Below are 12,750 nucleotides of genomic sequence, written 5' to 3'. Positions count from 1 at the left end.
GTATATGGGGAAATTGGATGGTGCGTTAGGCGGACAATTGGATGGTTACAGCGGCGCCATTATGCTATACATTATTGAAACGTTCTTTGCAGAATCACATTTGACAGATCAAGAAAAGGATGAGAGCCATGGGAAGTCCGTTTGGAATATGGACAATGCTGATCGGAGTTCATGTATTAATGATAGGGATGGTTATTGCGGGATGGATTTTTTACAAGAAAAATAAAGATTTATTTTAAATATGCGCACGCCGATGCGGACGTTTGGAGCGCCACGATTGCTTCGGCGGCCCGAGCCCTGTATAATATGGGGTCAAGCCGAAACCGTTATGAACCGGCAGAAATATGCCTTATTTTCAACGATTATTTTATTTTAAGAAAGAGTGACGCCAGTGAATAATCCGTTCGAACATTTGAAGCCATCCGAATTTTGGATGCTTGCCTGGGAGCAGGCCTTTTTTACCGATCGGCGTACCGGAGACGACACGGCAGAAGAGCGGTTTTGGCTGGATAATGCGGCTTCCTTCGATGAGCGTCATCCGCTTGCTCCCTATACGGAGCCATTAATGAACGCCGTATTCGAACATTTGTCGCCTGGCGACCACCTCCTGGAGATCGGGGCGGGCACGGGAGGATTTACCCGGCTGATGGCCCCCCATGTCGGCAGCATCTCCATTGTCGAGCCGTCCGCTGCGATGTACGCCGTGTTCAAGAATAACTGGGCCCGCCTCCCCTACCCTCTTCCGCATGTGTATGCGGAGAAATGGGAAGAGCTGCAGGGTGCTTCCGCGGATATCGTCTTTGCCGCCAACGCGATGTACCGCATTCGCGATATGAAAGACAGCCTGCTCCGAATGAACCGTACGGCAAGCCGCCGCGTATTTCTCGTACAAAGCGTTGGCAGGCCGTTCGCAGGACCGCTCGCAGTTACGCTGGAGGGACGGACCGAAGAACGCACGCGGGCGTCGGTACTAAGCGATATATTGACGGAGCTTGGTTTGGAGCACCGCTGCGAGTTATTTCCGGTCCAGCGCAAAAACGGCATGGTTCACGACGTCGCGCTGATTCATTGGCAGCCCGGCCGATCGTAGAACAAATCCCTCAAAAGCCATCCATGCCGCTACGCGGCACCACAGACAATGGAAATGGGGTACCAAGAGTAATTTCCAGGGTAGTGACGTGATGCGCTGAAGCTTATTCCGTCTGCATCCAGCCTAAGCTGGATCGGCGTCTAACCATTCCGCTAGGATCGTTCTAGGGGTAGACATTACTTTCGGGGGGGAACCCCGGATTTCCACAGGATATGGCTGCGCATCAATTTCCTAAACAATGAAAAAAGGACTCGCTAGGAGTCCTTTTTGCGGTGAATTGATTTTTGGTTATGTCTTGAACCTCTTTTGAACCTTAGGTTTATCCACAAACAACACTAATGCAGTATGGGGTACTACAATAACGTCTCTGCGGCACATCCCCTCGCTTCTATCTAGATTCTAAACCATCACCGGTATTTCTCGTCAGATCGCCCAACGGAACCACACCTCTCTTTTCACCGCTGAAGTTATTATGTCCGGGAGCTTCTAAGATATGCATCCGGGCCGCGGAATTGTTCATCGCGATTGTCTACATAAAACGAAATGGCATTCGCCATACTAAACCCCATCATAATTTATGGGGGATGAGGCATGAAGTGGGAAGTAAAATTGCGTAACAGGCTTGCGCAAAACTCCGATGTGAACTTTCGTTCTATGGTAGCCAATAACGAAACCTTGGTCATCGTATATATCGCCGGTCTCGTCGATGACGGATACGTGCAAGAGCAAATCATTCCTTCTTTGTTTCATGAGGCGACGTTCAACACCTTGCCATCGTATCGTTTTGAGCAGCTGGAAGAAGCGATCGAGGCCATATTTTACGGGAATGCTCTGGTTATAACACAGCGAAATGAGCTGGCCTACACGCTGCCGGGCAAGGGTCTGGAGAAACGTTCCATCGAAGAACCCAGCAGCGAAAACACGGTTCGCGGCCCGCGGGACGGATTCGTCGAATCCATCGCGACCAATCTGTCGCTTATCCGGAGGCGGTATCCCGATATCAGCCTGCAGGTTCGCATCTCCAAGATCGGTACTCGCACCAAAACGCAGGTCGCTTTGGTATACATCGACGGCGTCGTGAATCCGGACATCTTGGAGGAAGTCAAGCAGCGGGTCGATTCCATCCAAATTGACGAAGTGCTGGACAGCGGGACGATCGAGCAGTGGATTGAGGACAGCTGGTACTCTCCATTCCCTCAGGTCCAATATACCGAGCAGCCGGCGCGGGCCGTCTCCGCCTTGTCGGAAGGGCGCATCGCCATCGTTGTGGACGGCACCCCCATCGTGCTGCTCGTCCCGGTCACGTTCGCCATGCTGTTTCAAGCAATGGACGACTACTCGGAGCGCTGGATGGTCGGTACGGCGATTCGCTTCATCCGCATGGTTGCCGCCGTCATCGCTCTGGTACTGCCGTCATTATATATCGCTCTGTTATCCTACCATCCCGGCATGGTACCGACCCAGCTTACGCTGTCCATCGCGGCGACGCGCGCCGAAGTACCGTTCCCTACCATTGTGGAAGCACTGCTGATGGAGACGACTTTGGAAATGCTGCGCGAAGCGGGACTGCGCCTGCCGCGCTTTATCGGCCAGACGATCGGTATCGTCGGGGCCTTGTGATCGGCCAAGCCGCCGTTGAAGCGGGAATCGTAAGCCCGATCATGGTGATCGTCGTTGCGCTCACGGCCATCTGCTCCTTCCTGATTCCCGCCTATAACGGGGCCATTGCCATCCGGCTGCTGCGCTTTCCGCTAATGATCCTTGTCGGCGTGCTAGGCTTGCTCGGCCTGATTCTGGGCGTGCTCATTATCGTGGCCCATCTCGTTTCGCTAAAGTCATTCGGCATCAATTACTTCTCCCCTTTCGCCCCTTATCATGGGAAAGATTGGAAGGATACCGTAATTCGGGCTCCGCTTCCCCTGCTGGACACTCGTCCATCGGTTCTTCAGCCTTTGAAAAATAAGCGCTTATTGAAAGATAAGCGTAAAAAAGGGTGGTAGCCATGGTCATCAAAGATAAAATTACAAGCTCGCAAATGGGTTGTCTGCTGTTCTCCATCATGGTCGGCGTAGGCATCTTATCCCTCCCGCAGGCGGTATCCAGTAAAGCGGGGGTCGACGGATGGATCGCCATTATTTTGGGCGGTATGTTGGCTGCCGGTTCCGCTCTGCTTATGGCCAAGCTCGGCGGACGATTCCCGGAGAAAAGCTTGATCGAATACGGGCCTCTGCTTATCGGAAATATTTTCGGCAAGCTGCTGTGCATACTTTTCATTGTTTATTTTCTCGCATTCGTCAGCATCGTAGTACGAATATCCGCCGATGTAACCAAGCTGTTTCTGCTCGATAATACGCCGGTGGAAGTCATCATCTTAAGCACCTTCCTGACCAGCATATATGTGATCCAGCACGGCATCAATCCGATCGCCCGCTTCAATCAATTCGTTCAGCCGATTGCCGTCATGCTGCTTATAACGGTACTGTTTCTCACTTACAGCGATTCGGATTTGGGCAACAATCTGCCGGTATTAGGAGAAGGAATCGAGCCTGTGCTGAGGAGTCTGCCGACCACCTTCTTTTCCTTTCTCGGGTTCGAGGTGAGCCTGTTTCTTCTGCCGTTCATGAAAAACCCCAAGCAGGCGGGGAAAACGATTATCGTCTCTTTTAGTGTGGTCGTTGTTATCTATGTGTTCATTATGATCACCTGTGTAAGCGTATTAGGAGCCAAGGAAGTCGCTTATGTGAATTATCCGACGCTGGCCATCGCCAAAAATATCGAGCTCCCCGGCTCTTTCGTCGAACGGCTGGAGTCGGTTATGATGCTCAGCTGGATTCCGTTTGCGCTTACGACGATGGTGCTGTACCATTACAGCGCGAGCTTCGTCGCGGCCCGATTATTAGGGCTGCAAGAGCACCGCGTCGTCTCTTTACTGTTCATTCCTTTCGTATTCTTGCTCGCGGTCTTGCCGCGTAACGTATTGCAGGTGGACGCATGGAGCCAGATCGTCGGAATGAGCGGAATGCTCCTTAATATCCTCTCTCCTATCGGCCTATGGCTGGGTTATGCCTGGAACAAAAGGAGGCGAAGGCTGTGAATCGTTTTATACGGGCGGGAGCCGCCGTGCTGCTGCTGTTCTTGCTGACCGGCTGCTGGGATCGTCTGGAGATTGAGGAGCGGATCTTCGTCCTCGCCGTTTCCGTCGATAAGGGCAAGACCCGGCATCAAGGTCTCTCGGATTACGATCTTACCGTCCAGTTGGCCGAACCCAAAGCATTATCCGGCAAGACGCCTTCGAACAATGTGCAGCCCGTCTGGAATGTCAGCGTAACGGGACCCTCCCTGTTCGACTGTATGCGAACCTTGGCTACTAGAGTAGCGAGGGTTCCGTTCTACGAGCATTTGCAGGTGGTCATTATTAGCGAGGAACTGGCCAAAGAAGGAGTGGAACGGCCTATGGACCTGTTTCTTCGCGATCATGAGCTCCGCCGCAAAACCTCCTTAATCATTACTGAAGGAAAAGCGAAGGACGTTCTGAAAGTTCATCACAAGCTGATACCGGTAACAGGAATGTATCTTAGCCGATTGACCAAGGAATCGATTTTGAAAACGGCGAAAATGCCGCGTCACTCCACCATCGGCACCTTTTCCTCCAATTACCGCGCCAATCGTAACAGTGTGCTGACAAGAGTGGAGCCGCATAAGAATCAAGTGAAAATGGCCGGCGGAGCCGTTTTAAACAAGGATAAATTCGTCGGCTGGCTGGAAGATTCGGACATCAGAGGCTACCGCTGGGTTGTCGGGTCGGTTCAGGCGGGCAATTATGTGGTCGTTAACAGCGGGGAGAACAGCAAGCTGGAGCATCCGGTCAATCATACGACGTATGAAGTGAAAAATATGCGGTCTATCATTAAGCCCGGCGTCAGAAACGGCAAACCCTACTTCAACGTGCTAATCCGTTCGGAAGGGCATGTAGGCGAAGACGGTTTGACTTCGAACCCGACGAACGATGAAATAAAGAAAATCGAGAAGATGCTGAACCTGCAAATAAAAAAGGATACGCAGCGAATCGTACGGAAAATGCAAAAGCCATTCGGTCTGGACATATTCGGCTTCGGGGAACAAATGCGGCGCCATGAACACGCGTATTGGAAGCGGTATGAGAAGGAGTGGGATGACATATTCAAAACGGCGGAAGTCGATATCCATGTAGATACCTCCATCCGCCGCATCGGGCACGTCAAATAATAATGAAATGAGCGACCAGGACGACGCAGGACAGCAGAATGCAGCAGTACCCGCCGTATTTGGCGAAAGCGGCGTCCTTGGATAGCTTGCGGTCCTTGTAGCTAATGTAATAACGCAATCTAAGAAACAGACCAATACCAACAAACAATGCGACGAGATAATAAGAGGAAAGCGATTCTACGAAACCTATGACAATGGTCATCCGTTGTTCCTTCCTTCGCAGTGCATAGCTTGATATGCTTATAGCTTTCCCCTCCCGAAGCGGGCTTACACCCCGCCTCGTCTTTCTATTGGCCAGCGGCAACCTTGCCCAGCTGAATTTCGTACATTTGCCGGTACTTGCCCTCCAGCTTCATCAGTTGTTCGTGGGTGCCCCTCTCGACGATTTCTCCGCGGTCCAGCACCAGAATCAGATCGGCGTTCTTCACCGTCGACAGGCGGTGGGCGATCACGAACGTCGTCCTCCCCTGCTTCACGACATCGAGCGCCTGCTGAATGACCGCTTCCGTCTCCGTATCGATATTCGACGTCGCCTCATCCAGAATGAGAATCGCCGGATCGTAGGCCAACGCCCGCGCGAACGAGATTAATTGCCGCTGGCCTGCGGACAGCGTGCTGCCCTTCTCAATAACCGGTTCGTCGATACCGAGGGGCAAGTCTTTGAGCATAGCGCCTGCGCCTACGTCGGCCAGCACCTTCTCGATCCGCTCCCGGCTGATCGCAGGATCGCCTAACGAAACATTGGAGCCGATCGTGCCGGTAAACAGGAACGGGTCCTGCAAAACGATGCCCATATGCTGCCGTATCGTTTGCCGCGGCAATGTCCGCGTATCCGTGCCGTCGATCGTAATGCGCCCGCGGTCCGGATCATAGAAGCGGAACAGCAGATTGAGAATCGAGCTCTTGCCGGAGCCGGTATGGCCGACGAGAGCTACCGTCTGCCCCTGACGCGCGGCGAACGACACTCCCTTGAGCACCGGCTCGTTGTCCTTGTACGAGAAGAAGACGTCTTCGAAGCGGACATCGCCCTTGTAGCGCGCTATGCGCCGGTCCGACACGTCTTCGCCTTCCTGGTCGACCAGCGCGAATACCCGCTCGGCGGATACGAGCGCACGCTCCAGATTAGGAAGCTGGTTGACGATATTCACCATCGGCTGGAACAGCCTGTTGAGATAATCGACGAAAGCGTACAGTACTCCGAGCGTCACCATGCCCTCTCCCCCGCTTAAGGAGGCTCCGCCGAAGTACCAGATCAGCGCGGCCAGAGCCGTATTGCGGATCACCCCGACCAGATTGTACCCGGTCCATGAGTTCAGGCTCAGCAGCTTGTTCTGGTAAGCGAACAAATGCGTATTGTGCACTTCGAATTGCTCCTGCACCCGCTTTTCTTTGCGGAATGCTTTGATGATCGTCATGCCCTGAATCGATTCGTTGATCATGCCGTTAATATCGCTGACCGTTTTGCGGATCATCCGATTATACTTTTTGGCGATCCGTCCGTAAACATAGATCCATCCGGCCAATGCCGGAATAATGAACAGGCAGATCGCTGCGAGTCTGGCGTCCAGCACGAATAAAGCGATAAAAATGCCAAGCATGTGAATCGTCCCGGTGAAAAAATTGGCCAGCACGTTGACGTACAGATCGCGGATCGTCTCCGTATCGTTCGTGACTCTGGATACGACCTTGCCGGCCGGCAAGTTGTCGAAATAGCGGATCGGCAAACGGTTCAGCTGAGCGAATACGTCCGTCCGCATCAAGCGGATGATCCGGTTGGCGGTCGACTGCAAATAGTAATGCTGTCCGTAGGTGAATACGGCCGACACGGCGACAAGCCCCAAATAATACAGGCACAGCTTAAGCATTCCGTCCAGCTCCGGCTTATAGAAGCCGAACAGCTCTTCCAGATTCAACTGCTTGCTCGGGTAGGACGCCGTTTGCCCGCCCTTGGCGATTATAACGCTGCCGTCCTTCACGGTGCGTTCCCCGTCCCAGGCGACGGGCGATGCGATGAAATAATAGGCGCGGTCGATCTGAAGCACGCGGACTTCGCCGCCCCGCGTTTCTCCGGGAGCCCAGTGATCTTCTCTTTTATACCGCTTGCCATCGTAGAGAACGGAATAGCTCCCGCTATCGCTCGTTTCGTACCACGGCTTCTCGATGCCGGAAATATGGACGTCGATAATTCGTTTGGCGATCAGCGGGCCGGCAAGATCCGTGCATACGGCTATCGCCAGCATTAGCAGCGCGACCAGAAACAGCCGCTTGAACCGGGCCGCATAACCGATCAGCCGCTTAATAATCCGTTCTTTGCTCCCCGGAGCCTGATCGAGGCCGAGCTCATTGCCGTATTCTTCTTCATATTCGCTCATAGGCTCTGCACATCTCCTTCCGTTCGCTGCGCCTCCAGCTGCTGGCGGACGAACTGCTCTCGGTACCAGCCTCCGGCGCGCAGCAGCTCTTCATGGGTCCCCCGCTCCACAACGGCCCCTTCATCCAGCACGAGAATCAGATCGGCATGCTGCACGGCCGACAGACGGTGAGTGGCGATGACGGTAGTTTTGCCGACGCGCGCCTTATAAATGTTGGCGATAATTTCGGCTTCCGTGCGGGCATCGACGGCGGACATGGAATCGTCAAGCAGCAGGATGTGCGGATCGGCAATCAGCGCCCGCGCCATCGATACTCGCTGCTTCTGGCCTCCCGAGAGGGCGACCCCCTTTTCGCCGACCAGCGTATTCATGCCGTCCGGCAGCATTGTCAAATCTTTATGAAATGCGGATAAGCGCACCGCTTGCTCCAATTCTTCGTCCGAAGCGCGTTCATTGCTGAAACGGATATTGTCGCGAATCGTCTGGGAGAACAGGAACGCTTCCTGCGGCACATACCCGAGCCATGATTTTAGCCGGTCCATATTAATCTCCTCGATGGGAGCGCCTGACAGCGTCACCTCTCCCCGGCCTGCCGGATATTCGCGCAGCAGCTGCTTGATCAGCGTCGACTTCCCCGATCCGGTCCGGCCGACGATGCCCAGCGTTTTGCCGGATTCGAGCCTGAACGTCACTTCCTTCAGATTGTCTACCGCCGAAGACGGGTAACGGAACGTCAAGTTCCTGAATTCAATGCTCCCCGGCAGCGCGGGATCTGCGGCTTGCTCGGGTTCAGGGACGTCCGGAGCGTATTGCAGCGTCTCGTTGACCCGGTCCAGAGAGGCGTTGCCCCGCTGCATGATGTTAATTAACTCTCCGATCGCAAACATCGGCCAAATCATCATTCCGAGATAGACGTTGAACGAAACGAGTCCGCCGATCGTCAATTCATTATGAAATACGAGATAAGCGCCGTAGCTTAGGCCGATGATGTAGCTTAACCCGACCAAAATTTTGATCGTCGGCTCGAACAGCGAATCGATGCGCACGACGGCCAGATTTTTATCCAGCACATCCTGCGTCACCTCGGCGAATTGGCGCTCGGCGGATCGCTCCTGGGTATAGGCGCGGATGACCCGGATGCCGGAGATCGTCTCCAGCACTCCCTCGTTCATATCGCCGAATGCGTCCTGAGCGGCCATATAGCGCTTATGAATCCAATTACCGTAATAGCTGACAAGCACGGCCATTACCGGCAGCGGCACGATCGCCGCAAGCGTCAGCTTCCACGACACGAAGAAAATCATCGTAACGAGCAGCGTCGCCATCCACAAAGTGGAATCGAGCAGCGTCAATATGCCGAAGCCGGCGGTTTGCGCCACGGCCTGCAAATCGTTCGTTGCCCTCGCCATCAAATCTCCGGTCCGATTTTTCTCATAAAAGGAAGGCGTCATGTTTAAAAAGTGACGCATCAGCCGGCTGCGCATCGTGCGCTCCATGACGAAAGCGCCTCCGAACAGCCTGTATCCCCATAAGTACGATATAAAATAGACGGTCACGGTAATCGCAGCCAGAGCGGCAATCGTTTTCGCCACGTAACCGAAGGTTAAGTGTCCCAAGGCGATCGCATCGATGGAGCGGCCTACCAGCATCGGCGGAAATATTTCCAGAATGCCCGCCGCGACAAGCAAAACGACGGCAAGCGAATACCGCTTCCACTCCTCTCGGAAAAACCAGCTCAGCTTGCGCATAACGGTTAACATGCTTCCCTCTCTCCTCTCTATGCTATATAAAATAAAAAAACACACAGCCCGGGGGCGATGTGCTTCTATAGGGTCACTATAAGCGCACGCCACTTGGGGGCAAGTGTCCTGCGCCACGATATACGGCAGCCTGGAAGCGCCTAACGCGCTCTCCAATCCGTTATCCGGATGCAGGAGCAATGACAAACTTTTGAAAAACGTATGGCAAGCTGCGGCGCTTGAACGAATTCCATAGTAAGCATACGTTTGCTCTCCTTTCCGGTCCGGTCGGACGATTGGGGTACATCAGAACGTTAGCACGCCTCCGCCCGCGCTGTCAATGAATTACAGTCGATTATTTGATTATAATCAAATTTCCCTTCCGCCTATAAAACTTAAGCCTTTGGAACGATGCAGCGATCCCGGATTTATGGTAATCTGATTAAATCGCCCGAATGCGAACGTATGTACGTTTTTGGGTGAAGGCAACTTAGAGCAATCGGAGGTTAGAGGATTATGCTTCAACGAACGCATGGATTGGCGGGAGTCGTGGCGGCAGAGCTCGTGCTGCAGCATTTTCAGGTACCCATTTGGTCCTGGGAGACGGCCGGAGCCGTTCTGCTCGGCTGTTTTGCCGGGCCGCTTGCGGATATCGACAAGCCGGGCTCGGTGATGGCCAAATTGTTTTTTCCGCTATCGGCTTTGCTGAAGCTGCTGCGCATTCATCATCGCACGATGACGCATTCCATCCTATTCACCGCACTGATCGCGGCCGCGTTAAGTCCGCTTCCCCCGTTATACGGCTGGACGTTTGTATGGGCTTACGCTTCGCATCCGCTGATCGACCTGCTCAATGAGCAGGGTGTCGCGCTGCTGTGGCCGATCCGCCGGAAATTCCGGCTGCTGCCCAAATTTCTCGCAATCGATACGGGCTCCAAGGCCGAAGACGCCTTTCACATCGCGCTTGTATGTATAGGCGTTTGGCTGCTCGTTCGCTATGCGATGGCCGCCGGATGATTGCATAAAAGCGGCAAGACAAGCACCGCATTCCCGGGACATCCCCTGTGAACGCGGTGCTTTTTTGTGTGAAGCGTACGGCTACAGCTTCTTATCGTCGATGGCGTTAAGCCAGCCGCGAATATCTCCGATAATGGCGGATACGCAGCCGTCCTCGAACGGAGAACGCAGACCGGCGAGCTTCACGAGCTCGGTGAACGATCCGCTGCCTCCGGCCCGGCAAAGCTTCAGATAGCTCGCCCATGCGGCCGCGCGGTCGTCCCGGGCGTACTTCCAATACTGCAGCGCGCAAATCTGCGCAAGCGTGTAGTCGATATAATAGAACGGGCTTTTGAAAATATGCTGCTGCTGATGCCAGAAGCCGCCCCGTTCCAGGAACGGCATGTCGTCGTAAATGCGGGTCGGTATATATTTGCGCTCGATCTCGCGCCATACCTGCTTGCGTTCGGACGGAGTCATATCGGGCTCTTCATAAATCCGGTGCTGGAATTCGTCGACGGCCACGCCGTACGGGATAAATGTTATCGCTCCGCTAAGATGCGAAAACTTATATTTATCCGTATCTTCCTCGAAGAAGGAATCGATCCAGGGCCAAGCGAAAAACTCCATGCTCATCGAATGAATTTCACAGGCGTCTAGCGTCGGATGAATGTATTCCGGTACCGCAAACCCCCGGCTCATATAAGCTTGGAACGCATGCCCCGCCTCGTGGGTCAGTACGTCGACATCATGCGAAGTGCCGTTGAAATTGGAGAAGATGAACGGAGCTTTATAAGCAGAAATATAAGAGCAGTACCCGCCTACGCGCTTGCCCGGCTTACTCTCCAGATCCATCAGGCCGTTATCCAGCATAAAACGGAAAAATTCATCCGTCTCGGGGGACATCTCCGTATACATCGTCTTCGCTTTGCCGACGATCCATTCCGGCCCGCCCTTCGGCTTCGGATTGCCGGTCAAATACGACAAACCGTCGTAATATTTCAGCGAGTCCAGACCGAGACGAACGCGCCGCCGCTCGCTCAGCTCCGAGGCCGCCGGGACGATATGCTCGATTACCTGCTTGCGGAATTCGGCGACTTGACGCGGGCCGTAATCGGTCCGGTCCATCCGGTCGTAAGCGAGCTCGACGAAGCTGCGGTAGCCGAGCTTGCGGGCGATGCGCGTCCGCAGATGGACGAGATGATCGTAGATGGCGTCGATCGTATGCTCGTTCGCTTCGAAAAAGGAGTAACGCGCATCCGTCGCCCGCTTGCGGGTCTGACGGTCGGTCGACTGCATATAGGGGGCGAGCTGGGATAACGTCCTCTCCTGCCCGTCAAATTCGATTTTGGCAGAAGCTACGAGCTTTATGTATTCGCTTGTTTTTTTGTTTTCTTCCTTAAGATCGCCGACGATTTCCGGCGAAAAGGTTTTGACGGACAGCTCCGCCGCAGCGAATAGCTGCCTCCCCCACTTGTCTTCCAGTTCCTTACGGAACGGCGATCCGGCCAGCGCCTTGTAATAATCTGTAATAAGCCCTTGATAGACGGGCGATTGCTCGTCGATATAATCCTGCTCCGCTTTGTAGCCTGCATCCGCGGTATTGATCGAGTAACGGATGCGGGCGATGGCGAGCATCGAAGAAACCTTCGTTCGGGCCGCATTGATCGCTTCCATCGCCGCGTCCTGCTCCTCCAGCGTAGCTGCGGAAGCAAACCGGTCCAGCAGCGAGGTGAACTCGCGACGGAATTGCTCCATGTCGGGGCGTTCATAGACATAATCTTGAAACTTCATCGGCAGCCTTCTCTCCCTATAAATTTCAGTCCTCGTAATTAGTATATCAGGAAACGGGCGCAGGAAGTCCAATCATTTTCAGTTCATGAATCGATTTGGTTTGGGGCATACTGAGGAAGGAATTTACTTATTACCCAGGGAGGTTTCACCTTTGGCACAACAAAACCAAAACGGAAATCAAAACGGTAATCAAAGCGGCAATCAAGGCGGTAATCAGGGGGATCTGCTGCAGCAAGTTCAACAAGCGGCTCAAGAAGCGCAAAAAACGGCGGAGGAAACCAAGCAAATCGCTCAGCAGGTTCAAACGACCGCTGCCGCCAATCAGCTGCAAGATGCCCAGCAGCAGCTTCAGGAGGCTCAGGATTTGGTGAAGCAAGCCGAGCAATCGGCCAGCCAATCCCAACCTCAATCCGGGGGCGGGCAGGAAGGCAGCGATTCTTCGCAGGAAATGAGCTCCTCCTGAATCCGTTTGGCCGCATAACGCCGGACGCCCGCATTTACTGCTCCTTTAAAA

General features: G+C 53.9%; 10 protein-coding genes and 1 pseudogene. 7 read left to right on the top strand and 4 right to left on the bottom strand.

The features are described from left to right. Positions 1 to 4 precede the first annotated feature (4 nt). From SK3146_RS00550 to SK3146_RS00525, 5 genes and pseudogenes are all read left to right on the top strand, one after another. Positions 5 to 226: a hypothetical protein gene (locus SK3146_RS00550; RefSeq protein WP_249863223.1), complete on the top strand. Its 222-nt coding sequence runs from the start codon at positions 5 to 7 to the stop codon at positions 224 to 226. Between the two features lie 186 nt (positions 227 to 412). Continuing rightward, complete coding sequence (locus SK3146_RS00545; RefSeq protein WP_249863222.1) at positions 413 to 1,090, top strand: class I SAM-dependent methyltransferase; 678 nt, start codon at positions 413 to 415, stop codon at positions 1,088 to 1,090. A gap of 591 nt (positions 1,091 to 1,681) precedes the next feature. Further along, positions 1,682 to 3,090: pseudogene (locus SK3146_RS00540) on the top strand (spore germination protein). Positions 3,091 to 3,092: 2 nt separating this feature from the next. Beyond that, positions 3,093 to 4,184 carry a GerAB/ArcD/ProY family transporter gene (locus SK3146_RS00530; RefSeq protein WP_249863219.1) on the top strand — a complete coding sequence of 364 codons (1,092 nt, stop codon included), beginning with the start codon at positions 3,093 to 3,095 and terminating at the stop codon, positions 4,182 to 4,184. After that, positions 4,181 to 5,335 (top strand): Ger(x)C family spore germination protein, encoded by a 1,155-nt coding sequence (locus SK3146_RS00525; protein ID WP_249863218.1) that lies wholly within the window; start codon positions 4,181 to 4,183, stop codon positions 5,333 to 5,335. The genes SK3146_RS00530 and SK3146_RS00525 overlap by 4 nt, the downstream gene beginning before the upstream one ends. On the opposite strand, the gene SK3146_RS00520 is transcribed toward SK3146_RS00525, so the two are convergent. The 3 genes from SK3146_RS00520 to SK3146_RS00510 all read right to left on the bottom strand — a co-directional run bounded on the left by SK3146_RS00520 (position 5,328) and on the right by SK3146_RS00510 (position 9,467). Further along, positions 5,328 to 5,537 (bottom strand): CLC_0170 family protein, encoded by a 210-nt coding sequence (locus tag SK3146_RS00520; RefSeq protein ID WP_249863217.1) that lies wholly within the window; start codon positions 5,535 to 5,537, stop codon positions 5,328 to 5,330. The genes SK3146_RS00525 and SK3146_RS00520 overlap by 8 nt on opposite strands. Before the next feature lie 85 nt (positions 5,538 to 5,622). Then, the gene (locus SK3146_RS00515) at positions 5,623 to 7,575 is read right to left on the bottom strand and encodes an ABC transporter ATP-binding protein (RefSeq protein WP_249866133.1); all 1,953 of its coding nucleotides are present in this window, start codon (positions 7,573 to 7,575) and stop codon (positions 5,623 to 5,625) included. Between the two features lie 128 nt (positions 7,576 to 7,703). Then, complete coding sequence (locus SK3146_RS00510; RefSeq protein ID WP_249863216.1) at positions 7,704 to 9,467, bottom strand: ABC transporter ATP-binding protein; 1,764 nt, start codon at positions 9,465 to 9,467, stop codon at positions 7,704 to 7,706. A 495-nt stretch (positions 9,468 to 9,962) separates the two neighbouring features. Here SK3146_RS00510 and SK3146_RS00505 point away from each other — a divergent pair, with 495 nt between their 5' ends. Beyond that, complete coding sequence (locus SK3146_RS00505; protein WP_249863215.1) at positions 9,963 to 10,463, top strand: metal-dependent hydrolase; 501 nt, start codon at positions 9,963 to 9,965, stop codon at positions 10,461 to 10,463. A gap of 81 nt (positions 10,464 to 10,544) precedes the next feature. Here the strand turns inward: SK3146_RS00505 and SK3146_RS00500 are convergent, their stop codons facing one another. Then, the gene (locus tag SK3146_RS00500; RefSeq protein ID WP_249863214.1) at positions 10,545 to 12,236 is read right to left on the bottom strand and encodes a M3 family oligoendopeptidase; all 1,692 of its coding nucleotides are present in this window, start codon (positions 12,234 to 12,236) and stop codon (positions 10,545 to 10,547) included. 151 nt (positions 12,237 to 12,387) lie between these two features. Here SK3146_RS00500 and SK3146_RS00495 point away from each other — a divergent pair, with 151 nt between their 5' ends. Further along, entirely contained in the window at positions 12,388 to 12,699 is a 312-nt protein-coding gene (locus tag SK3146_RS00495; protein ID WP_249863213.1) for a hypothetical protein, read from the top strand. The last annotated feature ends 51 nt before the right edge of the window (positions 12,700 to 12,750 follow it).

Source organism: Paenibacillus konkukensis, assembly GCF_023523925.1.
In the GTDB taxonomy this organism is placed as follows: domain Bacteria; phylum Bacillota; class Bacilli; order Paenibacillales; family NBRC-103111; genus Paenibacillus_S; species Paenibacillus_S doosanensis.
This window is presented reverse-complemented; position numbering and strand designations above follow the sequence as displayed.

Bases quoted from the DNA above. Each gene is read 5' to 3' on its own strand.
- SK3146_RS00550 (WP_249863223.1), top strand. From the start codon at position 5: ATGGGGAAATTGGATGGTGCGTTAGGCGGACAATTGGATGGTTACAGC.
- SK3146_RS00500 (WP_249863214.1), bottom strand. From the start codon at position 12,236: ATGAAGTTTCAAGATTATGTCTATGAACGCCCCGACATGGAGCAATTC.
- SK3146_RS00505 (WP_249863215.1), top strand. From the start codon at position 9,963: ATGCTTCAACGAACGCATGGATTGGCGGGAGTCGTGGCGGCAGAGCTC.
- SK3146_RS00515 (WP_249866133.1), bottom strand. From the start codon at position 7,575: ATGCTGGCGATAGCCGTATGCACGGATCTTGCCGGCCCGCTGATCGCC.
- SK3146_RS00530 (WP_249863219.1), top strand. From the start codon at position 3,093: ATGGTCATCAAAGATAAAATTACAAGCTCGCAAATGGGTTGTCTGCTG.
- SK3146_RS00510 (WP_249863216.1), bottom strand. From the start codon at position 9,467: ATGTTAACCGTTATGCGCAAGCTGAGCTGGTTTTTCCGAGAGGAGTGG.
- SK3146_RS00520 (WP_249863217.1), bottom strand. From the start codon at position 5,537: ATGACCATTGTCATAGGTTTCGTAGAATCGCTTTCCTCTTATTATCTC.